Genomic DNA, 23,420 nt, shown 5'->3' with positions numbered 1-23,420 from the left:
GCCCTCACTTGATCGTCAGGAACCGCTGCACCAACGAGGCCAGCAACACCGCAAGGAGCGGCAGCGAGAACCAGAAGGTGCTCTGCAGCCACCGCAACTGCCGCACGCTCGGCGCCATCGCCACCCGGACGATCTCGCGGGCCATCAGGAGCACGATCAGCGCGATCGCCGCGAGCCCCCCGACCACCGACCACGGCGTCCATGTCACCTGCGGTCCGATGGGCCCGGGATCGGCCTTCGGCACCTCGCCCGCCGGCTGTTTGCGCAGCGCGTACATCGTCACGTCGGCGTTGACGAAGACCTTCCTCAGCTCCTGCCGCTTGTCCAGGTTCCGCAGCAGCCGCGTCTCCCAGGTCGCCGAATAGCCCACGTCCAGCCGGAGATAGGTGACCTGACCCCGGTTGATCATCAGGTACGAGTTCGGGCCCGCGTCCTTCAGCGCCTTCACCAGGCCCGACACCAGCACCGGGTCGGCCGGCGCCTGCGTCGGAAGGTACGAGACCTTCTCCATGTCCCGCGAGCCCCACGGCATCGCCGGCGTCACGTCGTTGACCGGGTCGCTGCTCAGCCACAGCAGCCTGAGGCTCGGAGCGTCATGGGCGTACACGTACTCCATGGCGGCGACCTCGCCGGGCCGGACCCGCTCGAACGGCTCGTTGCCCCAGCGGGCCACCAGGAAGCCGCCCATGAGGACCAGGCCCGCCATCAGCGCGGCCAGCGGGGCGAGGCTCACCCGGTCCTTGTCGCGCTCCTTGGCGGTGACGCCGGTGCGCGGGAAGAAGGCGAGACCGGTCAGCAGGGCCGCGCCGGGCAGGGCGAACATGAAGACCCGCAGGGCCATCTCACCGCCGTACGACTGCATGCCGAAGCCCAGGAACGGCACGAAGGTGAGGACGAGCAGCGAGCGCTCCCGGTAGTGGTGGAAGCGCCGGCGCCACCAGCCCCAGCAGGCGAACGCCATCACACCGCCGGCCAGCAGCACCCGCGTGTACAGCACGAGCTTGTGCGTGGAGCTGCCGCCCTCGATACGGCCCGACACCGACGACGACACATTGCCGCCGACGCCGCCGACCCCGCCGAAGAGTTCGTCGAAGTGGCCCGACCAGTACGGCTCGGCCAGGAAGCCGATCCAGACCGTCACGATGACGCCGAACAGGATGGGCAGGCCGCGCAGTTCCGACTTGCCGATCAGGACGAGCGCGGTGAGCACGCCCAGCATCACGAACGGCGTGAGCTGGTGCGCCGGGACGCTCGCCGCGAACAGGCCGGTCACGACCAGCAGCAGGACGGCCCGCTGGCGCCGGTCCGTCGGCTCGACCTCCAGCTCGCCGGGCCGCCACTTCGTCCAGATCACCCGCGGCGCGCGGAACCAGACCAGCAGGATCGCCGCGAAGACGAGATACAGCAGATACGTGAAGCCCTGCGGCGAGAAGTAGTCCTGGCCCACCCAGCCGCTGAGCACGAAGACCCAGATGCCGGTCCACTTGGCCCGCCAGCTCGCCCGCATGTGGCGCACCAGCAGGAACATCGGGACCAGATACAGCAGTTGCATCGCCGGCGGCCACCAGCGGATGACCTCGGTCAGGTCGCTGACCCCGCACGCCTTCGCGGCGAACGCGGCCACCGCGAAGAAGCCCGGCCAGCTCCAGCGCGCGTCCAGGTCGGGCACCGCCGACCCGGTGCGGTCGATGTAGTCGAGGAAGCCCAGGTGCTGCCAGGCCGTCGCGAACCGCGGCTCGGTCTCGATCAGCGCGGGCAGGGCGTGCAGCGACACGACCGTCGCGAGCAGCGTGACCAGCAGCAGCGCCCGGTGCTCGCGGCCCAGCCACAGCAGCGAGGCGAACGTCACCGCCAGCAGCGCGGCCCCCAGCAGCGTCGGCGGCGGCAGCACCGAGATCAGCCCGAGCCCGCCCATGCCGTCCAGGTCGCTCTCGCCGAGCCGCAGCGCCGGCACCCAGTACAGCAGCAGCGCGGCGATCAGCAGACAGCCGAGGATCACCCCGAGACGGGTCGGCTGCAGCCGCTCGCGCCAGGTCGGCCCGGGTGCGACGGGCCGCCGTACGGGCTCCTCGTGCATGGGCGGCTCTTCCCGTACGGCGGCCTCCTGCCGTACGACGGCCTCCTCGGGTACGACAGCCTCCTCGCGCTCCTCCGGTTCGGCCGCCTCGCCCTTGCCCGCGTCGAAGTCGGACTCGAACGGGGCGTCCACCTCGGCGGGCTCCGTCGACGCCGGGCGCTCCTCCACCGGCAGACCGAACTCCGGCGTGCGGGCCCAGGTCGGGCGGTGCTCCGGCCGGATCCGCGGCGTGCCCGTGGGCGGCGTCCCCGGTCCCGGGCGGACGTCGGGCCGGCGTTCCAGGTGGTCGAAGTCGACATGGATGCCCAGCGCGAGGGTGTCGGTGTCCAGCGCCCAGGCGGGCCCCCGCTTGCGCGTCCCCTCCGGCACCTCGCGCGCCCCCAGGTCGGCGAGGTCGCCGTCGGGAGCCGCGTCCTCGGGCACCTCGGCCGAGGTCGCCCGCACCGTCCGGTACAGCTTGGGCGCGGCGATCGCGACGATCACCGACAGGGACGCGATCTCGGCGACGCCGGCGCCGGTCAGGCCCATGCGGGGGAGCAGCACCAGCGTCAGGCCGAGCACCAGCGTGCACAACAGGCCCTGCAGCCACGCCAGTCCGGCCGTGCGGCTCTGCGCGCGCAGGACCGCGAAGTACGTCTCCATGACGACCCGCAGCAGCGCGCCGAGCGCGAACCAGCGCAGCAGCGGGGTCGCCGCGTCCGCGTAGCCGGCGCCGAACACGCCCAGGATCCAGGGCGCCCCGAAGAACAGGATCGTGGCGACCGGCAGCATGATCCGCGCCATGCGCTTGAGCGCCGCACGGGTGTTGGCGGCCAGCCTTCCGGGGTCGTGCGAGCCCTCGACCGTGAGGGAGGCGCCCATGTTGATGGCGAGCAGGTTGACGGTGCCGCCGATGGTGGCCGTGATGTAGAAGTACGCGTTGTTCTCGGAGGAGACCTGCGCGGCCACGATCACCGGGATCAGATAGACCACGGCGAGCGAGAACAGCGAACCGGTGTAGTCGCCCGCCAGGAACTTCCCGATCTCCCTCAGGGACGGCGGATCGATGCGGTCCTCGGTCGCCTTCACATGCCGCGGCACCAGGCGCCGGAACACCAGCCAGCCCAGCGGCAGCACCGACACCGCGATGGCCGCGACCCACGAGACGAAGACACCGGCGGTCGGGATCGCCACCGCGAAGGCCACCAGCAGACCCAGCTTGACCGCGGAGAACACGGTGTTGCCGACCGGCACCCACACCGCGCTGCGCAGCCCGGTCAGCACCCCGTCCTGGAGTGTGAGCAGGTTCCAGGCGACGACGGCCACGACGAAGAAGAGCCCGGCCGTCGTCCCGCTCAGGAACCGGTACGACGGCCCCCACAGATCCAGCGTCATCAGGAAGACGCCCGCGGCCAGCGCCACGATCACACAACTGCCCGCGTACGTCCGGAAGATCAGCCGGCCGCTCCTGCGCCCCGCAACCGGGATGAAGCGGGCCAGTGCGCCGGTCAGTGTCACCGCGGTGAGCCCCGCGAGGAACTTCATCGCGGCGATCGCGGCGGATCCCTGGCCGACCGCGGACTCGGAGTAGTAGCGGGCGGCGGCCAGCCAGTAGCCGAGCCCCAGCACCGCGGAGACGCCGGTGTTGATCATCAGGGCGTAGGCGTTGCGGAACAGCTGGCTGCCTCCGGAGGACCTGCCCAGGCCGGGCAGGCGAAGGCGGCGCCCCGACTGCTCGGGCGCCGTCGCGTCGGTCGATGCGGGCTCGGTCGTGGTCGTCGTGTCAGACACGGGAACGGATGGCCTTCCGGCGGACCTGTCGGGCTCTGCGGACCACTGCGTACCCCTTGGTGAGGGCGCGGTCCCTGGCGAAGGTGCGGGCGATCGCGCGGCCCTCGACCATCCGCCGGAACTCCTCGATGCCGGTGGTGCGGCGCACGGTGAGCCGGGTCAGGGCGTACGGCCCCTGCCGGCGCCGCGCGAGCCCGTTGTTGACGGCGAGCGCCTGGGCGAACCCGGTCTCGCGCACCGCCTCGCGCACCCGGCGGCTGGAGTAGCCGTACGGATAGGCGAACGAGGCCGGGACGGTGCCCAGCCGGTCCGAGATGATCTCCTTGCACAGGATCAGCTCGGAGCGCAGCCTGCCGTCCGGGAGCTGGTCGAGCTGCGGGTGCGTGTGGCTGTGGCCGCCGATCTCGACGTCCGCCTCGGCGAGTTCACGGACCTGGTCCCAGTCGAGCATGGTGTCCAGGCCGCCGCCCATGTCATGCGGGCCCCTCAGCCAGCCCGTGGAGACGAACACCGTGGCCGCGAAGCCGTGCTTGGCGAGCACGGGCAGCGCGTGCCGGTGCACGCCCTCGTAGCCGTCGTCGAAGGTGACCAGCACCGGCCGCTCGGGCAGCGGCTTTCCGGAGCGCCAGCGTGCCGCGAGATCGGCCGTCCGCACGGGCGTGAGACCGAGATCGCCGATCAGCGCCATCTGCTCCGCGAAGGCCTCCGGCGCCACCGACAGCTCGCGGGTGGCGTCGTTCGGCGAGGTGGAGACGGCGTGGTACATCAGGATCGGTACCCGCGCGTCGGTCATCTGCTGCCCCCCTCGACTCCCGGTTCGACGACGGCTTGCCCCTCGATCCCCGCCACCGAGTACGTAACGCCGCCCCGGCGCACGCGGACACTGCCGACCACGTACCCACCGGCCGCCGTCAGCACCCCCGCGACGATCGCGCCGGCCCGTCCCGCACCGCCCCGCCGGGCCAGTACGGCATCGCGCAGTCCGCGCGCCACCCCGGCCGGCAGGACCCGGGTGGTGTACCGGCGCTCGGACTCAAGTCCCTTGTCGGCGCCGACACTTCGGGTCACCAGCGCCTTCGACAGGCCCTCGGCGTAGGTGCGCGTGCGGAAGTACCGGAAGTGCTCGCGCGGTCCGGGCACCCGGTGATGGATCACCGCGCGGTCGTCGATCAGCAGGACCGCGTCGGGCTTGGCCCGGGTGAGCCGGATGCACAGCTCCGTCTCCTCGCAGCCCAGCGGCAGCCGGTCGCCGTCGCGCCCGATGCCGGTGGCGAAACCGCCCGCGAAGTCGAACGCCGTACGCCGGAAGGAGGCGTTGCCGCCCAGGACGTTGCGCACCTTGACCCGGCCGCGCGGCAGGCCCCGGTAGGTGCAGCCGACGACCCAGTCGAACTCCTCCGGGAACCAGTCAGGGCGGCGCCCCGACGCCCAGATCGGCTCGGTGCGCCCGCCGACGGCCATGACGCGCGGGTCGGCGTACCCGGCCGCGAAGTGCCGCAGCCAGTCGCGCTCGGCCACGGCGTCGTCGTCGAGGAACGCGATCACCTCGCCGTACGACGCCGCGATGCCGGTGTTGCGGCCGGCGGACAGGCCGCGGGGGCCCGCGTTGGCGAGCACCCGCACATCGGTCGCTTCCTTGTACTCCTTGGCCAGCCGGTCCAGGAGCGCCGCGTTGTGGTCGACGACCAGCAGCGTCTCCAGGGCCGGACACGACTGCGCACGCACCGAGGAGACCGCCGCGAGGATGTCCTCCCAGCGGTCCTCGGTGTACACGCAGATCACGACGGAGATGTCGGGACCGCTCAAGACGCCTCTCCCCGCACCGAGTGAACGGGGTGAGCCGGCTGGACCGACGGCACCGAGTCGAGCATCGGGGAGTGCGCCGCGGCGGTGCGGCGGCGCAGGTCACGCCGGTTGGAGCGCTCCTGGAGGATTACCTTGAGCACCCTCAGCCCGTCCCGCACGGCCCGCAGATTGCTCGTGCCGTGGATCCGGAGGTACTCGTGGCTGGGTATCTCCTGCACCTTCAGCCCCGCCTTGACGACCCGGATGTTCATCAGGGTCTCCACCTCGAAGCCCGTGCAGTCGAGCTCGATCTTGTCCAGGCAGTGCCGCCAGAACGCGTTGTATCCGTAGCAGAGATCGGTGTAGCGGGCGCCGAACTTGCGGTTGACGGCCGTGCACAGGGCCCAGTTGCCGAGCTTGCGGATGAAGGTCATGTCGTCGGTGCCGCCGCCGTTGGCGAAGCGGGACCCCTTGGCGAAGTCCGCGCCCGAGACCAGGGCGGAGACGTAACTGACGATCTCCTGGCCGTCGGCCGAGCCGTCCGCGTCGACCATCACGATGATGTCGCCGCGGGCCGCCTCGAACCCGGTGATCAGGGCATCCCCCTTGCCCTTGCCGCGCTGGCGCACGACCTTCACGTCCGGCCACAGCTCACGGGCCACTTCGACGGTGTTGTCGGTGGAGTTGCCGTCGACCAGGACCACTTCGTGTATCCAGTCCGGCAGTGTCTTGAAGACGTACGGCAGATTCTCTGCCTCGTTCATGGCCGGGATCACCACGCTGACCGGTGGCGCGATGGCCAGGTGCGTGGAGATGGGCCGGTATTTGCCGACCGGTGACGGATCTTGATCCGCGACAGCCGGGCGCAGAACAGAACTCATGAGTCGGGTCCCTCTCGTCCGGTGGACCGCCCGCCCCTGGGCGGCCCGGTTATGTATCCGGTTCGAAAGGGGGGTTCTCACTCACGGAACGGCGGAACGGATCACCGTACGTGTGAAGTGAGCTGGCATTTCTGGCCGACCACCCGAAGAGCGGCAGCCGGTCGCGCGGCACGACTCGGTCGCAAGTGCGGACACCTTCACCGAGCACCCCCCTACCGCGCCCCGCGCCGGGACCGTCGCGGTCCTTGAGCCCTCCCCTAGAGCCGCTGCCGACCGTCCGATGCGGGTGAGATGTACGACGGTATTGACGATTGAGCCTGTATGGCAAGAGCTGGAACGAGCCCTCACGTTTTTGTTGGTTTTGACCGGAGTTACCCACGTACCGAGCGGATCTTCCCCATACGTTTGAGGAGCCGGTCCGCCGGCTCGAACAGCTCCGGCCGTGTCTGCACGGTGTTGCGCAGCGCCCGGAGCGGGGCACGCCGTGCCCGGTGTCCGAACGCGACCGGGTGACGCCTGGTCACCCACCCCTCCGACACCATCAGCTCGCGTGTCTTCAGGGAGTCCTTGTACTCCTTCTGGCCCCGGCCGAGATCGAGGTACGCGATGCCGTCGGCGGCGGCCGCCTCGGCCATGCGCAGATGCAGGACCAGGCCCGGCGAGTACTTCGAGAACGCCGGGTCGTACGCCGGGAACCAGCAGGCCAGCACCCGCTCGGTGCGCAGCCCGAAGTGCGCTGCTATCGGCTTGCCGTCCGCGTACAGCACCGACAGGATCCCCGCGAACGGCTCGGAGCGGGTGTGGAACAGCTGGTCCACCAGCAGGGTGATCCACGCGTGCGCGAACCGGTCGCTGCGCCCGGTCCTGCGGTACTGCGCCGACTTCCAGGCCATCAGCGTGCGCAGCGCCGCCGGATCGCGCTCGTCGTGCACATACCGCACGCCGTCGTGGTCCCGGCCGAGCTTGCGCTCCTTGGCGAGTGTCGTCCTGGTGAACTTCGGTGACTCGGCCTGGAGTTGGGCGAGATACGCCTCGTACCCCTGGTCGACGTCCATGACCGGGGACGGGAAGGTGCCGGAGGTATCCGCCTCGAACGCCGCCTGGCCCTCCACCAGGTGGTCGAACTCCCATACGGAGAGCCCGCACGCCTTCAGCAGCTCCCGGGCGTCCCAGCCGAACCCGGGCCGGTGCACGACGCCCTGGGCGTCGGAGACACCGAGCCCGATGGCCCGGCCGACGCCGGACGCCGTCCGCTGGAACGGGAAGAACGCGGCCGGCTCGCCGCCCTCCCGTACGACCGCTATCCGCACCCCGCGCCGGCAGCGGCCGACGGCGAGCGCGAACTCCGGTGACAGGAACGGGTTGCCCAGCTCGGGTGAGCCCTGGAGATGCGCCTTGGACTGCATCGATGTCCATGCCGCCCGGTCGGCGGAGCTGAGCTCCCCGGGGCGGTACACACTGATGTCCACGTCAGTCAGTCCGCCTTCGCGTCGTACGGCCGCGCAGCCGCCGCAGCAGAACCAGCAGGAGAATCAGGGCGCTGATCGAGGTCACGGCCACGATCCCGCCGGGTACGGACCACTGGTGCACGGCGAGCATGCCCTGGGTCACCAGCATGTTGACGACGACCGCGCCCGCAACCGAGGCCACGGTCCGGCCGAAGGGTTCCAGCCCGCGCAGTGCGGCGGCGATGGCGCCGGCCGGCGCGGCGAGCAGGAAGAACAGCGTGAAGGGGCCGCGCAGCGGCGACCCCGAGTCGACGAGCGCGAGGACCGCGCCGATTCCCCCCACAGCCGTCGCCGCGCCCGCGAGCAGCGGCGTCAGGTCCCTCCCCGGTCCTGGTCGCGCTCTCTCGCCGTCCTGAGCCTCGGCTCTGGATGAAGCTGTCTTGATACGTAAGGTCTGCATTGGCGACTTTGCCCCCTGAAGCGCCGGATGCCGGGCTTCAATGTGGCTCAGTGCCGCGTCGGCCGTCAAGATGCGAACGGCCTCTTGACATCTGTTCGTTTCACGCGCCCGCGCACGCGGCCCCCGCAGGCGTGGGGCCTGCGGGGACCGGTGGTTCAGGTGGTGCTCAGGTGCGTCACGGCACGAGCTTCAGCAGCCGGTTCGGCGAGCCGCTGCCGGGGCTGGTGACGACGTTGGAGGTGGCGCCGGACGTCAGGGCCGAGGCGACCGCGGCCGGGGTGGCCGAGGTGTGGCTCGCCAGGTAGACGGCGGCCGCGCCCGCGACGTGCGGGGTGGCCATCGACGTACCGGAGATGGTGTTCGTCGCGGTGTCGCTGGTGTACCAGCCGGCCGTGATCGAGGAGCCGGGGGCGAAGATGTCCAGCACCGAGCCGTAGTTCGAGTAGCTGGCCCGCGCGTCCGAGCTGGTGGTGGCGCCGACGGTGATCGCCTCGGTGACCCGGGCCGGGGAGTACGAGGAGGCGTTGGCGTTGCTGTTGCCGGCCGCGACGGCGTAGGTCACGCCGCTGGCGATGGAGTTGCGCACGGCCGTGTCCAGCGTGGTGGAGGCGCCGCCGCCGAGCGACAGGTTGGCGACCGAGGGACCGGAGTGGTTGTTGGTCACCCAGTCGATGCCCGCGATCACGCCCGCGGTGGTGCCGGAGCCCGCGTTGTCGAGCACGCGCACCGCCACGATCTTCGCGTTCTTGGCGACACCGTAGGTCGAGCCCGCGATGGTGGTGGCCACATGGGTGCCGTGGCCGTTGCCGTCGGAGGCGGTGGTGTCGCCGTCGACGGCGTCGTAGCCATAGCTGGCACGGCCGCTGATCTGCTGGTGGGTGATGCGTACGCCGGTGTCGATGACGTACGCCGTCACACCGCTGCCCGCGCTGTCCGGGTAGGTGTAGGTGCCCGAGAGCGGGAGGGCGGCCTGGTCGATGCGGTCCAGGCCCCAAGGGGCGCTGGTCTGCGTGGTGTCGGCCACCTGGACGCGCTGGTTCTGCTCGACGGAGGCCACGGCCGGGTCGGCGGCGAGCTGTCTGGCCTCGGTCGCGGAGAGGGTGGCGGTGTAGCCGTTCAGCGCCTTGGCGAACGTCTTCTTCACCGTGCCGCCGTACTCCTCGACCAGGTCCTTGCCGGCGGCCGAGGAGGCCTTGAGGCCCGCGCTCTTGTCGAGCGTGACGATGTAGCTGTCCTTGACCGCCGTGGGGGAGCCGGCGGCCAGGACCTTGCCCTCGGCCGGGGCGGCGTGGGCGGGGAGGGACGTGAGTCCACCGACCAGGGCGGCGGTCGCCAGGCTGGTTATCGCGGCGAGCCGGAGCTTGTTGCTACGCAGTTGTGCCATTACGAGGGAGTCCTCCTCTAGGCGGCGCGCGCCCTGGTGGGGCGCGCGTCTGTGGGGGGTGCGCGCGTGATCGCGGGCACGGCCTCGGAACGTCGCGTTCCCGTTACCGGGCCGAGGTAAAGGATCTGTGGTCCGGCGGTGACGGACAAGGGAGTTGACGGTCTGTCAACAAGCCTGTCATGAACACGAAATCAATCTCATGGTGAACCCATAGGTCGAGTGCCGCGATGCCCGGAAAAGTCTTGGCATGGACACTTCCCGTCAACACGCGTAGTTGGTACGACGGTTACAGCAGAGATCCTGCTATAGGGAGGTTCCATGAGACGTTCCCGACTTTCCGTATACGTCGCCTCACTCCTCCTCGCCGTCGGCACCGCCCTCACCGGGGCAGCCACCGCGCAGGCCGCCGACACCGCCGCAATCGGCGGGTACGTGGCGCTCGGCGACTCCTACTCCTCGGGCCTCGGCGCGGGCAGCTACATCGGCTCCAGCGGCGACTGCAAGCGCAGCACGAAGGCGTACCCGTACCTGTGGGCCGCCGCGAATTCACCCTCGTCGTTCGACTTCACGGCTTGCTCGGGCGCTCAAACGGGTGATGTGACCGCCAGTCAGCTCGGTCCGCTCAACTCCGCAACCGCACTGGTGTCCGTCTCGATCGGCGGCAACGACGCCGGTTTCGCCGACATCATGACGACCTGTGTGCTCCAGTCCGACAGCGCCTGCGTCTCCCGCATCAACACCGCCAAGGCGTTCGTCGACTCGACGCTGCCCGGCCGGCTCGACACCGTCTACTCGGCCATCCGGTCCAAAGCCCCGTCCGCCCACGTGGTCGTGCTCGGCTATCCCCGCTTCTACAAGCTGGGTGCGTCGGGGTGCCTCGGCCTGTCCGAGACCAAGCGCAAGGCGCTCAACGAAGCCGCCGACCACATCGACACCGCGACCGAGAAGCGCGCCCTGAACCACGGGTTCACCTTCGCCGACGTGCGTCCCGCCTTCACCGGGCACGAGCTCTGCTCCGGCAGCTCGTGGATGCACTCCGTCAACTGGCTCAACATCCCCGAGTCGTACCACCCGACGGTCGCGGGCCAGTCGAGTGGATATCTCCCGGTACTGAACAGCGCGGCCTGAGACCCCGCCGGGCCGGCTCTCCTACGAGGTCGGCGAAGCGGTAGGCGTCTGCGAGACCCCGCCCGTCGGGGTCTCCGTCGCACATGTCACCGAGAACGGCACCGAGTTGGACTTCGTCTCCACAGGGTCGCGGACCTCGACACTGATCTCGTTCTCGAAGGTCCCGCTCTCGTCGTACGTCGTCACGAACGCCCGGTCCTGCTTCGTGCGCCCGCCGCCCTCCGGGAACGACAGGGTCTTCCAGCCCTGGTCCATCACCTGGCCGTCCGCGGACACCCAGCGATAGCTGACCTCGGCCGGCAAACGCCCCACCGTGAACGTCGCCGTGAAGGCGGGCGCCTCACCGCTCGGCGGCGGACACGCCCCGGAGTACTCCAGATTCGAGCCCGTCAGCGTCACCTTCACGGACTGCGGCGCGGGAGCGCTCGTTCGGCTCGGACTCGGTGTCGGGCTCTCGGCCCCGCCGGAGGTGTTCTCCTCCTCGGTCTTGGTCGGTGGAGTCCCGCCACCGGTCTGGCTGGTGGTCTCGTCGCCGCTCGCCTTGCCGCCGCCGTCCCCACGGTTGAGGAGGGCGTACGTCAGCCCCGCCACGGCCAGCGCGAGGACGGCGATGCCCGCGATCAGGGTGAGGGCGGCGCGGCGGTTGCGCTCAGGGCGCACGGGGGCCGTCGACGGGCCCGGGGTGACCGGCCGGGTCGGCCCGGGTGAGGGGACCGGGGCCGTCGGGGCGGTCTGCGACGGCCCCGGGATCCCCGCGACGGTCGGGGTGTACGGGGTCGACCGCAGGGGGTCCGCGCGCAGCGTCCCGCCCGCGCCGATGATCCGCAGGTCCTGCTCCGCCTGCTGGGCCGGCAGCCGCTCGGCCGGGTCCTTGCGCAGCAGCCCCTCGATGACGGGGGCGAGCGGACCGGCCCGGTGGGGCGGGGGCAGCTCGTCGTCGACGATCGCGCGCAGGGTGCTCAGCGGGGTGTCCTGACGGAACGGCGAATTGCCCTCCACGGCCGCGTACAGGAGCACGCCGAGGGACCACAGGTCGGACTCCGGGCCGGGCGTGCGGCCCAGCGCGCGCTCCGGCGCGAGGAACTCCGGGGAGCCGATGACCTCGCCGGTCATGGTCAGCGCGGAACTGCCCTCGACCATCGCGATACCGAAGTCGGTCAGGACGACCCGGCCGTCGTTCGACAGCAGCACATTGGCCGGTTTCACGTCCCGGTGCAGCACCCCGGCCTCGTGCGCGGCCCGCAGCGCGGACAGCACCTCGGCGCCGATGTGCGCGGCGCGCTGCGCGGTGAGCGGGCCCTCGGCGTCCAGCAGCTCGGCCAGCGAGATGCCGCGGACCAGCTCCATGACGATCCAGGGCCGGCCGTCCTGCGTGGCCACGTCGTACACCGTGACGACATTGCGGTTGGCGACCCGGGCCGCCGCCCACGCCTCCCGCTCCAGCCGGGCGTACATCCGCTCGACCTCCGAGGCCGGCAGTCCGTGCGGCGCGCGCACCTCCTTGACGGCCACCTCGCGGTGCAGCACCTCGTCGCGGGCCCGCCACACGGTGCCCATGCCGCCCTCGCCGAGCGGGGACAGGAGGCGGTAGCGGCCCGCGATCACGCGTTCACTGCCGTGTTCTTCGGACACGGGCGTCCCCCATTCGCATCCGTGCGAAATCTCCACTCCGTGCTGTTTCTTCCCAAAAGTAGCTCAGCCGAGTACGGATGCCGCCCCCTTGAACACCAATCCCGCCCCGAGCAGCACGACCAGGAGCGCGGAGGCCAGCGGGGCGGTCCTGCGCAGGAAGGTCGTGACCGGGTGGGCGGTCCAGCGGGGGCGCTTGTCCAGTACCCGCGTGACCCCCGTACCCAGCTTGACGACCGCGAACCCGGCCGCGGTGAGGGTCAGGGCGAGCCCGACGCCGTACGCCACGACGAGCAGCAGCCCGAACCACGCCTTGCCGAGCGCCGCCGCGCCGACGAGCACGACGACCGCGGAGGGGCTGGGCACGAGCCCACCGGCGAAGCCGAGGAGGATCGTGCCGCGCAGGGTGGGGGCGGTGGAGTGGGTGTGGGTGAAGCCGCCGTGGGTGTGGGTGAGCAGGCCGTGCTTGTGGGTGTGCCCTTGCGGGGCGTGGGGGTGCGCGTGCTCGCGCGTGGGGGCGTGCGAGTGGGTGTGGGCACGTGCGGGCGCCGGAGCCTGCGCGGGGGTGTGGGTGTGTGCGGCGACGAGGACAGGTTGGCGGTCGTGAGCGTGGTCCGTCTCGTGGGGGTGTTCGTGAGCGTGGTCGTCGTGGTCGTGCGCGTGGCTGTGTCCGGGGCCGCCGTGCGGATGGTCGTGGTCGTCGTCGTGCGAGTGGTCGGGTGCGGGCCCGTGCCCGTAGCCGTGCCGGCGGATGTGCCAGGCCCGGCGTACGAGGGTGGCGCCCGCCGCGATCACCAGGGCGCCGCTCGCCATGCCCAGCCAGGTGATCACCGAGGGCGCCGCCGCCGAGCCGGCCGTGATCAGCAGGCCCAGGGCGACCACGCCCAGGGTGTGGGTGACCGTCACCGAGGCGGCCAGGGGCATGACGTCCTTCAGGCGTGCCCGGCCGCCGCGTGCCGTCGCGACCGCGGCCATGATGGTCTTGCCGTGGCCCGGCGCGAGCGCGTGCATCGCGCCCAGGAAGACCGCGATGAGCAGGGCGAGCGCGCCGAAGCCGAGGGTGAGGTCGTGCTGGGAGACCAGGCCGTCCAGGGCCCGCGTCCAGCGGTCGGCGCCGCGCGGCAGGACCGAGGCGGCGGGCGCGTCCTGCTCGGACTCGGCGAGGGCCGGGCCGCCGGGGCGCACACGCAGGGAGGCGGTCGAGGTGTCGGCCGGGGAGGAGAGCAACTCCTCCGGGTACTTGGTCAGTTCGCCGGAGATCGATTGCTTCGGCACGTCCGACGCGGTGAGCGTCATACGGTCGCCGCGAGCCGTGATCTCCCGCCAGCCGGGGCCGGATTCCGCGCCCGCGCTCCGGAAGCCGAGGCCGGCCGTGGCGTCCTCGGAAAGCGGCGCCGAAAGCCGGCACTCCACCCGGAGCGTGTCGAGCCCCGCCTGACCGGGCCGCACGCGCGCGTGGCTGCTCCGCAGCGCCAGATCGACCCCACGGCCGTCCACGGTGACCTCGCTGCCCCGCGCGGCGCTCTCGCAGCGCTGCCGGGCCCACGCCGCCATGCCCGCCTTCTCGATGTCGGGCTTGGCCTGCGTCGCCGGGATCTCGGCGAGGTCCTCGACGTGATGGACGCGCAGTTCGCCAGGGGCGACGACGAGGCCGTCGTAGCGGTTGACGGTGAAGTTGCCGAGGGGGTGCGCGCTCGCGGGAGGGGAGGCGAACAGCGCGAGCGCGCAGGCCGCCGTCAGGACGGCGGCGCCGGAGGCGAACAGACGACGGGCAGTCACTTGGCCGCCTCCAGGTCCTTGAGTGCCGTACGGGCTTCCCGGGCGCCCAGCGGCGAGAAGCCGGGGTTCAGCTTCAGCGCGGCCCCCAGGTGCTCGCGGGCGTTCTCGGCATTGCCCGTGGCGCGCTCGATGACGCCGCGGTGGTAGAGGAACGCGGCGTTGCGGTAGCCGGTGGCCGTGGCCTTGCGGGTGTAGGGGAGGGCTTCGGCGTCCTTGCCGTTGACGTGCAGCGCCCAGGCGAGGGCGTCCGCGGTGTGCACGGTCTGCCGGCGGTCCCATTCGGCGCGGGCGGCCCGCAGCGCGGACGCCTTGTCGCCGTGGTCGGCCGCCGCGAGGGCCGTGTCGAGGTCGGCGTTGACGCCGTTGGCGCGGGCCAGGGCCGTCCAGGCGTCGACGAGGGCGTACTGGTCGTCGGCCTTCACCTGGTCGCCGGCCGCCTCGTACAGCTCGCCGAGTTCGACGAGCGGGCCGGGCAGGGGGTAGCGGGCGACGACGTCCTTCAGGCCCTTGAGCGCGCCGGCCCTGTCGCCGCTCGCGGCCTGTGCGCGGGCACGGCCCTCCAGCGCCGGGACGTAGTTCTCGTCGGCGGCGAGGGCGCGGGCGAAGTGGGTGAGGGCCGTGTCGTAGTCGCCCTGGTTCCAGGCGAGCTGGCCCAGCTGGGTGGCGACGTACGCGAGGTCGCCGGGGGAGACGGCGGAGGAGAGCGCCTGCTCCAGCACGCGCTCGGCCGTGCGGACGTCGCCGCGCAGTTCGCGCACGTACGCGTACCGGGTGAAGACGGGGATGCCCGGGCGGCGGTCGTCTGCGGTGTCGGCGGCCTTGGCGGCGTCGGCGTAGCGGCCGAGCTCGACCAGGGCGTCGACGCGGGTGCACAGGGCGCGTTCGCTGTACGGGTTCACCTTCAGGGCCTGGTCGGCGTACTTCAAGGCGTCCTCGAAGTCGTGCCGGGCGGCGGCGAGGGCGGCGCGGCCGGCGAGGGCCTGGTCGTTGTCGGGGGAGAGGGAGAGCGAGTGCTTGAAAGCCTGCTCGGCCTGGGGGTAGCGGGAGGGGTCGCCCTTGGTGCGGGCCTGTTCGACGTAGGCCAGGCCGAGGGTCGACCAGCCGCCGAAGTCCCTCGGCTGGTCGCGGAGGTGGGCCTGGAGGGAGGCGATGCCGGCGTCCAGGTCGCCGGTTGCGAGGAGGCCGGGGGAGACGGCGGCGGAGGCGGGGGCGACGCTCTGGCCGGCGTCGTCGCGGGCCGCGCCGAGGGCGATGGAACCGGCGGTGAGGGCCACGGCCAGCAGGGCGGCGCATCCGGCGAGATGCAGCGCCCGGTGACGCCGCCCGGCCGCGGCGAAACGCCGCAACGCGGCGACCCGGGTTTCGCCCCCGCCAGTGGGCTCCGCCTCGTGGACCCCCAACGGCCTGAACGGCCTCGTCCTCAAACTCCCCCAGAGGGGGGACCCCCAGACAGGCCGGCTGATGCCGGCCGGCGTTGAGAGGTCGCCCCCGTTGTCCTCGTTCTCCGGGGCGCTGTCGTTCGTACGCGGGGCCATGCCCTCTCCTCGATCGGGTTCTCCGGAACGGTCGTTGCACGGCGCGGCCCGCGCCGTGGGGGATGAGTACTTCGCGGGCCGCGCCAGTCAATGGGCCAAGGGGGGTGGGGAACTACCGCCGTTCCCCACCCCCCACTGGGCGCCTAGTACGCCCGGTCCCGCATCCGGCGCCACCACATCAGGGCCCCGCCGATCAGCAGGATTCCCAGCGCACCGGCGCCCGCCGAACCGGCGATCAGGGCCATGTTGTCGGTGCCGCCGGAGGCGCCGGCCGGCTGGAGCGCGTCGCCGATCTGGCTGCGGACGTCGGTCCCGCTCTCGGTGCCCTTGGCGAGCGGACCGCGCGAACCCTCGGTCGGCAGGGCGACGTACGGGAAGGCCTTCTCGAAGTCCTTGTCGTTCTTGTCGACCGCGTCGCCCAGGTCGTTCTTGGCGCCCAGCAGCTCACCCTCGACGACCTGGAGGGAGGCGTCGATCACGTCGTCGGTGAGGCGGCGGCCGTTCGGGAAGCCCGCGTTGTCACCGTCGAGGACACCGAGTCGCTTGGGCTCGGCGGTCGGCTTGATGGAGGTGTTGAGGCGCAGTTCCTCCGCCGGACGCACGTGCGGCGGCTGGTTGAGGCCCTTGACGCCCTTGAGGAAGACGTCGACCAGGTCGTTGCGCGGCTCCTTGGGCGCCGGGATCTTGTAGATCGCCTCGATGAGCTTCGGCAGCTCGGGGTTGGTGACGTTCTTCAGGAACTGGGCGTCCTCCCAGGGCGCGGACGCGTTGAACTTGTCCTTGTCCTTGATCGGGTTGACGACCTCGTTGACCAGCGGGCTGCCCAGGCGCGAGACCTGCTCGTAGTAGCCCTTGGCGTTCTGGCGCTGCGTCGTCGACCAGATGCCGACGATCGGCTGGTCGGCCGACTCGGCGATCATGTGCGTCGGCACCTGCAGGGCTATGGAGTTGACGTTGTAGCCCTTGAGCGTGTCGTTGCCGACCTCGGAGAGGTTCCCGCCGTAGAGGAGGTCGAAGACGCGCAGGTCCAGGAAGAACGGGTCGTCCGCCTGGCCGGCGAAGGTCGTCGTGCCGCCGTGCAGCTCGTGCACGGCCTGGTCGCGCAGCTTGGCGTAGTCCGGCATGGACGCCTTGCCCACGTTCGACGGCGCCACCGGCACATCGTTGGCGATCTTCGTCTTCGACAGGAGCTTCTGGTTCTTCAGCTTGATGAGCTCGATGTCGTACGTCTGCGTGATGTTGAGGTCGGGGTCGTCCAGACTCTCGACGGCACCCGTGTTGTACAGGAACGTCTTCTTGTTCTTGACGTGCGTGTCGAAGGTGAAGCGGTAGAGCAGCTCGCCCTGCGCGTCACCGTTGTTGTCGATGTGGACGTCGTACTGCGCGTCCTCGGCGAACTGGAAGAAGTTCGGTCCGCCGGCCGGTTCCTCGAAGGGGATCCAGTTCGCGACGATCGTCGTCGTGTCCGGCTTGTCCGGGCTGACGAACGCGTACACGTCCGTGTTGTCGTACTGCGGGGTCCCCGAGATCAGCGGGGCCTCGCGGTGGCTGGAGGCGGAGGCCGCCCCCGGTTCCAGCACGGCGACGCCGGCGGCTGCGAGCCCCCCGGCGGCCAGCGCACCACATACGAGGGTCGCGAGGCCCTTGCGTCCCGCACCGCTCCTGGAATTAGGTGTCATGCCGTCCGTCCTCAGTGCCAACTTGCCTGACGCACCGGGATTCGGAGCCGGGGGCGGGCCGGATTGGTCGATCTCGAAAATAAACTTCGCGGCTGCTCGACCCGCGTTTTCGGCTCTTTGATCCGTAACCCCATCCGGAGGTGTGTTCGTTGCGAATACCTCGTGGGACAAGGCGGCCGAGATGCGGCCTGGCTGGAGGGGGAGACGAGTTGGAGGCGGACGAGCTGCTGGTGCTCGTGGCGGGCGGTGACCAGAAGGCCTTCGAGGAGCTGTACGGGCTGGTCTCCGGGCCGGTCTACGGGCTCGTGCGGCGTGTGGTGCGCGACCCCGCCCAGTCGGAGGAGGTCTCGCAGGAGGTGCTGCTCGAACTGTGGCGGTCCGCGGCGAAGTTCGACCCGGGCCGGGGCAGCGCCCTGTCCTGGATCCTCACCCTCGCCCACCGACGCGCCGTGGACCGGGTGCGCAGCGCCCGCGCGGCCGGCGAACGCGAGCAGCGCGAGGCCCTGCGGGCGAACCACCCCGCCTTCGACCATGTCGCCGAGGAGGTCGAGGCCGGCCTCGAACGCGAGTGGGTGCGCCGCTGTCTCGAACGCCTCACCGCCCTCCAGCGCCAGTCGGTCACCCTCGCCTATTACGAGGGCTACACGTACCGTGAAGTGGCCGAGCGGCTGTCGCTGCCGCTGGGCACGGTCAAGACCCGCATGCGCGACGGACTCACCCAGCTGCGCAAGTGCCTGGGAGGTGTCGCGTGAGCTTCGTCGACCGCCTGCTGCGCCGCGAGGACCTGCACTCCCTGGCCGCGCCCTACGCCCTCGACGCCCTGGAGCCCGGCGAGAGGCACCGCTTCGAGAAGCACCTGAGGACCTGCGCCATCTGTGCTGCCGAGGTACGTGCCCTGTCCGAGGACGCCGCACGCCTCGCCTGGTCGACGGCCGCCGCGCCGCCGGCCGCGATGCGCGACCGGGTCCTGGCCGCCGTACGGTCGACTCCGCAGGAGTCCCCCGGGCGGGAGTCGGCGCGCGCGCACGCGGCGCAGTTGCCGCCGCATGTGTGGGGCACCCAGCCGCCGCCGCGCAACCGTGCGCCCAGGACGCGCCCCTTTTTCGTGCCGTTCGCCACGGCCACCGCCGCCGCGGCCCTCGTCGTCGCCTCCCTCTTCGCCGTCCAGGCCGATCGGACACAGGATCAGCTGGACGCCCAGCGGGAGCGGGCGAGTGAGATCGCTAACGTTCTGGCGGCTCCCGACGCCCGGGCGAGCACCGGCGAGGACGCCGAGGGCCGGACGATCGGAGTGGTCGCCTCCGCATCGGCGGGGCGCGCCGTCGTCACTCTGAGCGGATACGGCGATCCGCCCGGCGGCCGGGTGCACCAGCTCTGGTTGATGCGCCCCGATGTGCAACCACGCTCCCTCGGCCTTTTCGACGCCGACACGCCCTTGGTCGCGTCCGGTCTCGACAAGTCGGCGACGTCACTGGCTGTGACCGTCGAGCCGGATGGGGGTTCGCCGCAACCCACCAGCCAGCCAGTTGTCCAACTCGCCCTGAAATCGGTTGGATTCGGAGAGTAATCAGGGACGAGTCGTCAACACCCTTACGGGGAAGGTGAATCCTGTGACCGCGATACACGAGTGCCCCACCGGGGAGATAGGGTTAGCCTGCCCGGGCCGGGTGGACTCGTACGGGTGGGGAGTGACATGGATCAGATAACGATGCGCAGCAGGGCCAGGGTCCCTGCGATCACCTGCGGGAGCAGCGCGACCAGTTCGCGCCTCGACCGCCATCTGTCGGTGCTCGGCGGTCCCGCCGTACCGCAGACGGAGGCGGCCGAAGCGACCTCGCTGATGCTCGAGCTGACCACGCGTGACACCGCTGGGCAGCGCAGCGATCAGGGTGCGCGAGTGCGTCGCGTCTCGCTCTTCGCCCCGCTGCGTCGGCTGCGGCGTTCGCTGTTCGGCGGGCGCTGACCCGCACCGGCGTTCCTCGCGCCACCGCACGAGACCCGCGCTCGGCAGCTCGCTCCGGTCCCGGCGCCGTACAGCGCTGTCGCCGCCGTCATCCCCACGGCACGCAGCGGCGCCCCGGAGAGCTGTCCGAGCGCGGGCACGTCCCCCAACTCCACCCCGCCCCGTTCACCGGCCCGCGTCCCGTGCGTAACGCCTCTGTCGCGCACCGACGTTGACGAGGCGGTCCCCCCGAGCTCCCGTCCTCAGCCCTCGCCGCGCGCGTATCGCCGCACGGCGAGGGGCGCGAACACCGCGATCAGCACCGCGCACCACGCCAGCGACCCGGCGACAGGGTGGGCGACCGGCCAGGCGGCGCCGTCCGGCACCGGAGCGTTACCGAAGAGGTCCCGCAGCGCTGTGGTGACCGCGCTGATCGGATTCCACTCGGCCGCGGTGCGCAGCCAGCCCGGCAGACCGTCGGTCGGGATGTAGGCATTGGACAGTAGCGGCAGGAGGAAGGTCGCCCCGCCGAGCTGGCCGGCGGCCTCCTCGTTCCGGGTGAGCAGCCCCAGGAAGATCCCGATGCACGTCGTCGCGAACCGGAACAGCAGCAACAGCCCCACGGCCCCCGCCGCTCCGAGCGCGGACCCCTCGATCCGCCACCCCACCGCGAGCCCGACCAGCAGGAACGGCACCGTCCCGGCGGCCGTCACGATCAGGTCCGCGGCCGCCTGCCCGAGCGGTACGGCGGCCCGGCTCATCGGCAGCGTCCTCAGACGGTCCATCACACCGCGGTGGGTGTCCTGGGCGGCCTGGAACATCCCGGTCATGATCCCGTTGGCCGCGGTCGCCACCAGGAGCCCCGGCACCAGGAAGGACCGGTACTCCTCCCCGGGCATCGCGAGCGCACTGCCGAAGACGTAGCCGAAGAACAGCAGCATGGTGATCGGCATGGTCTGGGTCAGGATCAGCAGCCCGGGGTTGTTGCGGATCCGCCGCAGCTGGCGGCCCAGCATGGCGCCGCCGTCGTAGGCCAGGGTGCTCATGCCGCACGCTCCTCGGTGAGTAGCAGGAAGACATCGTCGAGAGTCGGTGGTTTGAGGCTCGCGTCGAGCAACGGCACGCCCGCCACGTCGAGTTCGCGCACCAGACGGGGCAGGGTGAGCGTGGCGTCCCGGGTGACCGCGGCGACGGCGCGCCGGTCGTGGTCGAACGACGGCTCGGCGCCCGTGAGTTGATCCAGCACGGCCGCCGCCTTCACCATGACGTCCGCCTCGGTGACGACGACCTCGACATGTGCGCCGACCGCCGCCTTGAACTGGGCGGGCGAGCCCGTGTGCGCGACCCGCCCCCGGTCCACCAGGGCGATGTCGTCGGCCAGTTGGTCGGCCTCCTCCAGATACTGCGTGGTCAGCAGCACCGTCGTGCCGTCGGCGGTCAGCTCCCGTACGGCGTCCCAGATCCGGTTGCGGCTGGCCGGGTCGAGGCCGGTCGTGGGCTCGTCCAGGAACAGCACGTCGGGGCGGCGGACGAGGCTCGCCGCGAGGTCGAGGCGGCGGCGCATCCCGCCCGAGTACGTGGACGCCGGCCGGTCGGCCGCCTCGGCCAGTCCGAAGCGGTCCAGGAGCTCGTCGGCCCGCTCGGCCGGCCCGCGCACCCGGTGCAGCCGGGCGAACAGCCGGAGGTTCTCGCGGCCGGTCAGGTCGCCGTCGACCGAGGCGTACTGGCCGGTGACGCCGATGCTGCGGCGCACGGCCGCCGGGTCCCGGAGCAGATCGTGCCCGGCGACCCGGGCCGAGCCGCCGTCCGGTCGCAGGAGCGTGGTGAGGAGCCGTACGGCCGTCGTCTTCCCCGCGCCGTTCGGGCCGAGGAGGCCGCACACGGTGCCCTGCGCGACGGCCAGATCGAGTCCGCGCAGGGCGTGGACCTCGCCGAATCGCTTTTCCAGACCTTCACTAAGTACAGCGTACGTAGAAGTCATGGGTTGACCATACCGCACTACGTACGGTGTACGTAACTAGGATGGTGGTCGAGGTGATGATCGATGGCGGGCAAGGCGGCCGAACCCCAAGTGATCTGGGCGCGTCCCGAGCGGACAGGGCGTGGCCCCAGGCCCGCGTTCACGCGGGCGGACATCGCGGCCGCGGCGGTACGGATCGCAGACGCCGGTGGGCTGGATGCCGTGTCCATGCGGCATGTCGCGGCCGAGCTGGGCTGCGGGACGATGTCGCTGTACAACTACGTCCCCCGTAAGGAGGACCTGTACGAGCTGATGATCGACGCGGTGGGTGCCGAGCACGACATCCGGGAGCCTTCGGGCGACTGGCGTGCCGACATGATCCGCAACGCGCAGGAGACGCGGGGGATCATGCACCGTCACACCTGGGTGCCGCGGCTGATGTCAGGGGTGTACGGCTTCAGCCCCAACACCCTGCGCTATCTGGAGCACTGCCTGGCCTGTCTCGAACCGCTCGACGTTCGGTTCGGCGTGAAGATGGAGCTGATCGCGCTGCTCAACGGCGTGGTGACGACGTACACCGCCAACGAGATCGCCACCGCCGAGCGCACCCGGGCCATGCCCTGGTCCGAGGAGGAGGAGAACGCGGTCCGGATCGCCTACCTCGGTGGCCAGGTGGCAACCGGCGCCTATCCGCGACTGGCCGCGGCCTTCATGGAGGACAGCGGGCCGATCGATCTGGAGGCGGTGTTCCGGCGGGCGCTCGAACGGGTACTGGACGCCTTCGACCCCGGCCTGCGCTAGATCAGCGCGAGTTGCCCCTCGGGTCCCTCCTCGTGGCCGTCCAGCACCGATGCCGGCCGGCGGGTCGAGTCCGGGACCGGCAGGACTCCGGCCCTGCGGAGCTCGGTCGCGGTGATCGTCGACGTCAACTCCTGGTCGAGCGGCTGCAGTTCCGCCAGCAGGGCCAGGACCGTGATCAGTTCCAGCAGTTCCGATGTCCACGCCTGCGGCCAGGTCGCCGGGCGGATCGCCGCCAGGGTGCCCGGCTCGGGGTCCGTGACGCGGGCGGTGAACCACTGCTCCAGCACCTTCGCGCCGGCCACCTCGTAGTCCCACGCCTCCGGCGGGACCGGTGAGATGCGGCCCTCGTCCAGCAGCAGGGCCTCCTCGTCGCGGTCGTACTCCAGTGTCTGCGGACGGGAGGGGAGGGGCGCGCGAACGTACGGGCGGCGGCCGCCGGGCAGCTTCGGGCGGTCGCCGTCGCGCCGCATCAGCCACAGCAGGCGGCGGCCCGACTCCACGCCGCGCGCCCAGAGTTCCGGGTCGGCGGTGAGGGGGACGGTGAGGTCCGGGCGCACGGCCGCCAGCGTCCAGGCCAGGAGGTCCAGCGGCTCGACCGGTCCGTCGAGCCGGGCCCTGAGGTGCTCCAGGAGACCCGGCGACAGGTTGGGTTCCGTGCCGCCCGGGCGGCGGTACAGCGGGCGGACGCGTCCCGGGCGGACCAGCGGGAGCACGGAGGTCGCCAGCAGACGGGACTCCGGCGACTCCAGGACGAAGATCTGGTGCTCGTCCATCACCCGCCACAGCTCGGGGCGGGCCGCGTCGATCAGGCGGTGGTCGGGGATCAGCCACTGCTCGTCGAAGGGGGCGTGCAGGACGCGTACCGGCTCCGGGCAGGGGCCCGTGGCGCGGATCAGCTTCTCCGTGCCGGTGGGATGGCCCGGCAGCTGGCCGACCGCCGAGTGCAGGGTGCGCGAGCGCGTCGGCTCCAGCAGGGCCTCCCGGTCCGGGCCCTCGGCCTTCACAAAGGCGTCCCAGCGGGCCTTCAGGGTCGCCGCGTCGGGGCCCGTCGGCCACCCCCGGCCGAGCCGCGGCGGTGCGACGGACCACGGCATGAGGTCCGCCAGCGGCGGAGCGTCGTCGTGCGTCACGCTGGGCATCGTAAAGCCTGTCACGGACAGCG

19 protein-coding genes are annotated in these 23,420 nt (G+C 71.5%); 5 read left to right on the top strand and 14 right to left on the bottom strand.

What is annotated here, in order from left to right; all coding sequences use genetic code 11:
* Positions 1-4 precede the first annotated feature (4 nt).
* From OG254_RS10825 to OG254_RS10795, 7 genes are all read right to left on the bottom strand, one after another.
* The gene (locus OG254_RS10825) at positions 5-3,847 is read right to left on the bottom strand and encodes a lipopolysaccharide biosynthesis protein (RefSeq protein ID WP_405579983.1); all 3,843 of its coding nucleotides are present in this window, start codon (positions 3,845-3,847) and stop codon (positions 5-7) included.
* The gene (locus OG254_RS10820; protein ID WP_405579981.1) at positions 3,840-4,640 is read right to left on the bottom strand and encodes a polysaccharide deacetylase family protein; all 801 of its coding nucleotides are present in this window, start codon (positions 4,638-4,640) and stop codon (positions 3,840-3,842) included. The genes OG254_RS10825 and OG254_RS10820 overlap by 8 nt, the downstream gene beginning before the upstream one ends.
* Entirely contained in the window at positions 4,637-5,653 is a 1,017-nt protein-coding gene (locus OG254_RS10815) for a glycosyltransferase family 2 protein (RefSeq protein WP_405579979.1), read from the bottom strand. Before OG254_RS10815 ends, OG254_RS10820 begins: the two co-directional genes overlap by 4 nt.
* Positions 5,650-6,513 (bottom strand): glycosyltransferase family 2 protein, encoded by an 864-nt coding sequence (locus tag OG254_RS10810; protein WP_405579976.1) that lies wholly within the window; start codon positions 6,511-6,513, stop codon positions 5,650-5,652. Before OG254_RS10810 ends, OG254_RS10815 begins: the two co-directional genes overlap by 4 nt.
* Before the next feature lie 371 nt (positions 6,514-6,884).
* Complete coding sequence (locus OG254_RS10805) at positions 6,885-7,982, bottom strand: GNAT family N-acetyltransferase (protein ID WP_405579974.1); 1,098 nt, start codon at positions 7,980-7,982, stop codon at positions 6,885-6,887.
* A gap of 1 nt (position 7,983) precedes the next feature.
* Positions 7,984-8,304 (bottom strand): hypothetical protein, encoded by a 321-nt coding sequence (locus OG254_RS10800; protein ID WP_405579971.1) that lies wholly within the window; start codon positions 8,302-8,304, stop codon positions 7,984-7,986.
* Positions 8,305-8,596: 292 nt separating this feature from the next.
* A complete protein-coding gene (locus OG254_RS10795; RefSeq protein WP_405579968.1) occupies positions 8,597-9,805 on the bottom strand; it encodes a S8 family peptidase in 1,209 nt (402 codons plus the stop codon).
* Positions 9,806-10,123: 318 nt separating this feature from the next.
* Between OG254_RS10795 and OG254_RS10790 the strand changes: the two genes are divergently transcribed.
* A complete protein-coding gene (locus OG254_RS10790; protein ID WP_405579965.1) occupies positions 10,124-10,933 on the top strand; it encodes an SGNH/GDSL hydrolase family protein in 810 nt (269 codons plus the stop codon).
* A gap of 21 nt (positions 10,934-10,954) precedes the next feature.
* Here OG254_RS10790 and OG254_RS10785 read toward each other — a convergent pair whose 3' ends face one another.
* The 4 genes from OG254_RS10785 to OG254_RS10770 all read right to left on the bottom strand — a co-directional run bounded on the left by OG254_RS10785 (position 10,955) and on the right by OG254_RS10770 (position 17,555).
* Positions 10,955-12,565: a protein kinase domain-containing protein gene (locus OG254_RS10785; protein WP_405579963.1), complete on the bottom strand. Its 1,611-nt coding sequence runs from the start codon at positions 12,563-12,565 to the stop codon at positions 10,955-10,957.
* A gap of 63 nt (positions 12,566-12,628) precedes the next feature.
* On the bottom strand, positions 12,629-14,341 hold the full coding sequence (locus OG254_RS10780) for a nickel transporter (protein ID WP_405579960.1): 1,713 nt from the start codon (positions 14,339-14,341) through the stop codon (positions 12,629-12,631).
* Positions 14,338-15,876: a tetratricopeptide repeat protein gene (locus tag OG254_RS10775; RefSeq protein ID WP_405579958.1), complete on the bottom strand. Its 1,539-nt coding sequence runs from the start codon at positions 15,874-15,876 to the stop codon at positions 14,338-14,340. The genes OG254_RS10780 and OG254_RS10775 overlap by 4 nt, the downstream gene beginning before the upstream one ends.
* A gap of 143 nt (positions 15,877-16,019) precedes the next feature.
* Positions 16,020-17,555 (bottom strand): DUF4331 domain-containing protein, encoded by a 1,536-nt coding sequence (locus OG254_RS10770; protein ID WP_405579956.1) that lies wholly within the window; start codon positions 17,553-17,555, stop codon positions 16,020-16,022.
* A 209-nt stretch (positions 17,556-17,764) separates the two neighbouring features.
* Between OG254_RS10770 and OG254_RS10765 the strand changes: the two genes are divergently transcribed.
* From OG254_RS10765 to OG254_RS10755, 3 genes are all read left to right on the top strand, one after another.
* Positions 17,765-18,307, top strand: a complete 543-nt coding sequence (locus tag OG254_RS10765) for a sigma-70 family RNA polymerase sigma factor (RefSeq protein WP_147996938.1) — start codon at positions 17,765-17,767, stop codon at positions 18,305-18,307.
* On the top strand, positions 18,304-19,122 hold the full coding sequence (locus tag OG254_RS10760) for an anti-sigma factor domain-containing protein (protein ID WP_405579953.1): 819 nt from the start codon (positions 18,304-18,306) through the stop codon (positions 19,120-19,122). Before OG254_RS10765 ends, OG254_RS10760 begins: the two co-directional genes overlap by 4 nt.
* 126 nt (positions 19,123-19,248) lie before the next feature.
* The gene (locus OG254_RS10755) at positions 19,249-19,518 is read left to right on the top strand and encodes a hypothetical protein (protein WP_351199449.1); all 270 of its coding nucleotides are present in this window, start codon (positions 19,249-19,251) and stop codon (positions 19,516-19,518) included.
* Positions 19,519-19,760: 242 nt separating this feature from the next.
* On the opposite strand, the gene OG254_RS10750 is transcribed toward OG254_RS10755, so the two are convergent.
* Both OG254_RS10750 and OG254_RS10745 read right to left on the bottom strand, forming a co-directional pair.
* Complete coding sequence (locus OG254_RS10750) at positions 19,761-20,543, bottom strand: ABC transporter permease (protein WP_405579951.1); 783 nt, start codon at positions 20,541-20,543, stop codon at positions 19,761-19,763.
* Positions 20,540-21,478, bottom strand: coding sequence for an ATP-binding cassette domain-containing protein (locus OG254_RS10745; protein ID WP_405579949.1), 939 nt, complete (start codon positions 21,476-21,478; stop codon positions 20,540-20,542). The genes OG254_RS10750 and OG254_RS10745 overlap by 4 nt, the downstream gene beginning before the upstream one ends.
* A 63-nt stretch (positions 21,479-21,541) precedes the next feature.
* On the opposite strand from OG254_RS10745, the gene OG254_RS10740 reads away from it, so the two are divergent.
* Entirely contained in the window at positions 21,542-22,258 is a 717-nt protein-coding gene (locus tag OG254_RS10740) for a TetR/AcrR family transcriptional regulator C-terminal domain-containing protein (RefSeq protein ID WP_405579947.1), read from the top strand.
* Here the strand turns inward: OG254_RS10740 and OG254_RS10735 are convergent.
* Positions 22,255-23,397, bottom strand: coding sequence for a type ISP restriction/modification enzyme (locus OG254_RS10735; RefSeq protein WP_405579944.1), 1,143 nt, complete (start codon positions 23,395-23,397; stop codon positions 22,255-22,257). The two genes, OG254_RS10740 and OG254_RS10735, sit on opposite strands and share 4 nt — an antisense overlap.
* Positions 23,398-23,420 lie beyond the last annotated feature (23 nt).

Origin of the sequence: Streptomyces sp. NBC_01092 (assembly GCF_045039535.1) — a bacterium.
Taxonomy (GTDB): Bacteria; Actinomycetota; Actinomycetes; order Streptomycetales; family Streptomycetaceae; genus Streptomyces.
The sequence above is the reverse complement of the archived record's forward strand: the minus strand, read 5'-3'. Positions and strand labels throughout refer to the sequence as shown.

What these genes read in the sequence shown, in the direction of transcription:
- OG254_RS10820 (WP_405579981.1), bottom strand. Translation starts at nt 4,640, where the DNA reads ATGACCGACGCGCGGGTACCGATCCTGATGTACCACGCCGTCTCCACC.
- OG254_RS10810 (WP_405579976.1), bottom strand. Translation starts at nt 6,513, where the DNA reads ATGAGTTCTGTTCTGCGCCCGGCTGTCGCGGATCAAGATCCGTCACCG.
- OG254_RS10795 (WP_405579968.1), bottom strand. Translation starts at nt 9,805, where the DNA reads ATGGCACAACTGCGTAGCAACAAGCTCCGGCTCGCCGCGATAACCAGC.
- OG254_RS10790 (WP_405579965.1), top strand. Translation starts at nt 10,124, where the DNA reads ATGAGACGTTCCCGACTTTCCGTATACGTCGCCTCACTCCTCCTCGCC.
- OG254_RS10775 (WP_405579958.1), bottom strand. Translation starts at nt 15,876, where the DNA reads ATGGCCCCGCGTACGAACGACAGCGCCCCGGAGAACGAGGACAACGGG.
- OG254_RS10770 (WP_405579956.1), bottom strand. Translation starts at nt 17,555, where the DNA reads ATGACACCTAATTCCAGGAGCGGTGCGGGACGCAAGGGCCTCGCGACC.
- OG254_RS10755 (WP_351199449.1), top strand. Translation starts at nt 19,249, where the DNA reads ATGGATCAGATAACGATGCGCAGCAGGGCCAGGGTCCCTGCGATCACC.
- OG254_RS10750 (WP_405579951.1), bottom strand. Translation starts at nt 20,543, where the DNA reads ATGAGCACCCTGGCCTACGACGGCGGCGCCATGCTGGGCCGCCAGCTG.
- OG254_RS10745 (WP_405579949.1), bottom strand. Translation starts at nt 21,478, where the DNA reads ATGACTTCTACGTACGCTGTACTTAGTGAAGGTCTGGAAAAGCGATTC.
- OG254_RS10740 (WP_405579947.1), top strand. Translation starts at nt 21,542, where the DNA reads ATGGCGGGCAAGGCGGCCGAACCCCAAGTGATCTGGGCGCGTCCCGAG.
- OG254_RS10735 (WP_405579944.1), bottom strand. Translation starts at nt 23,397, where the DNA reads ATGCCCAGCGTGACGCACGACGACGCTCCGCCGCTGGCGGACCTCATG.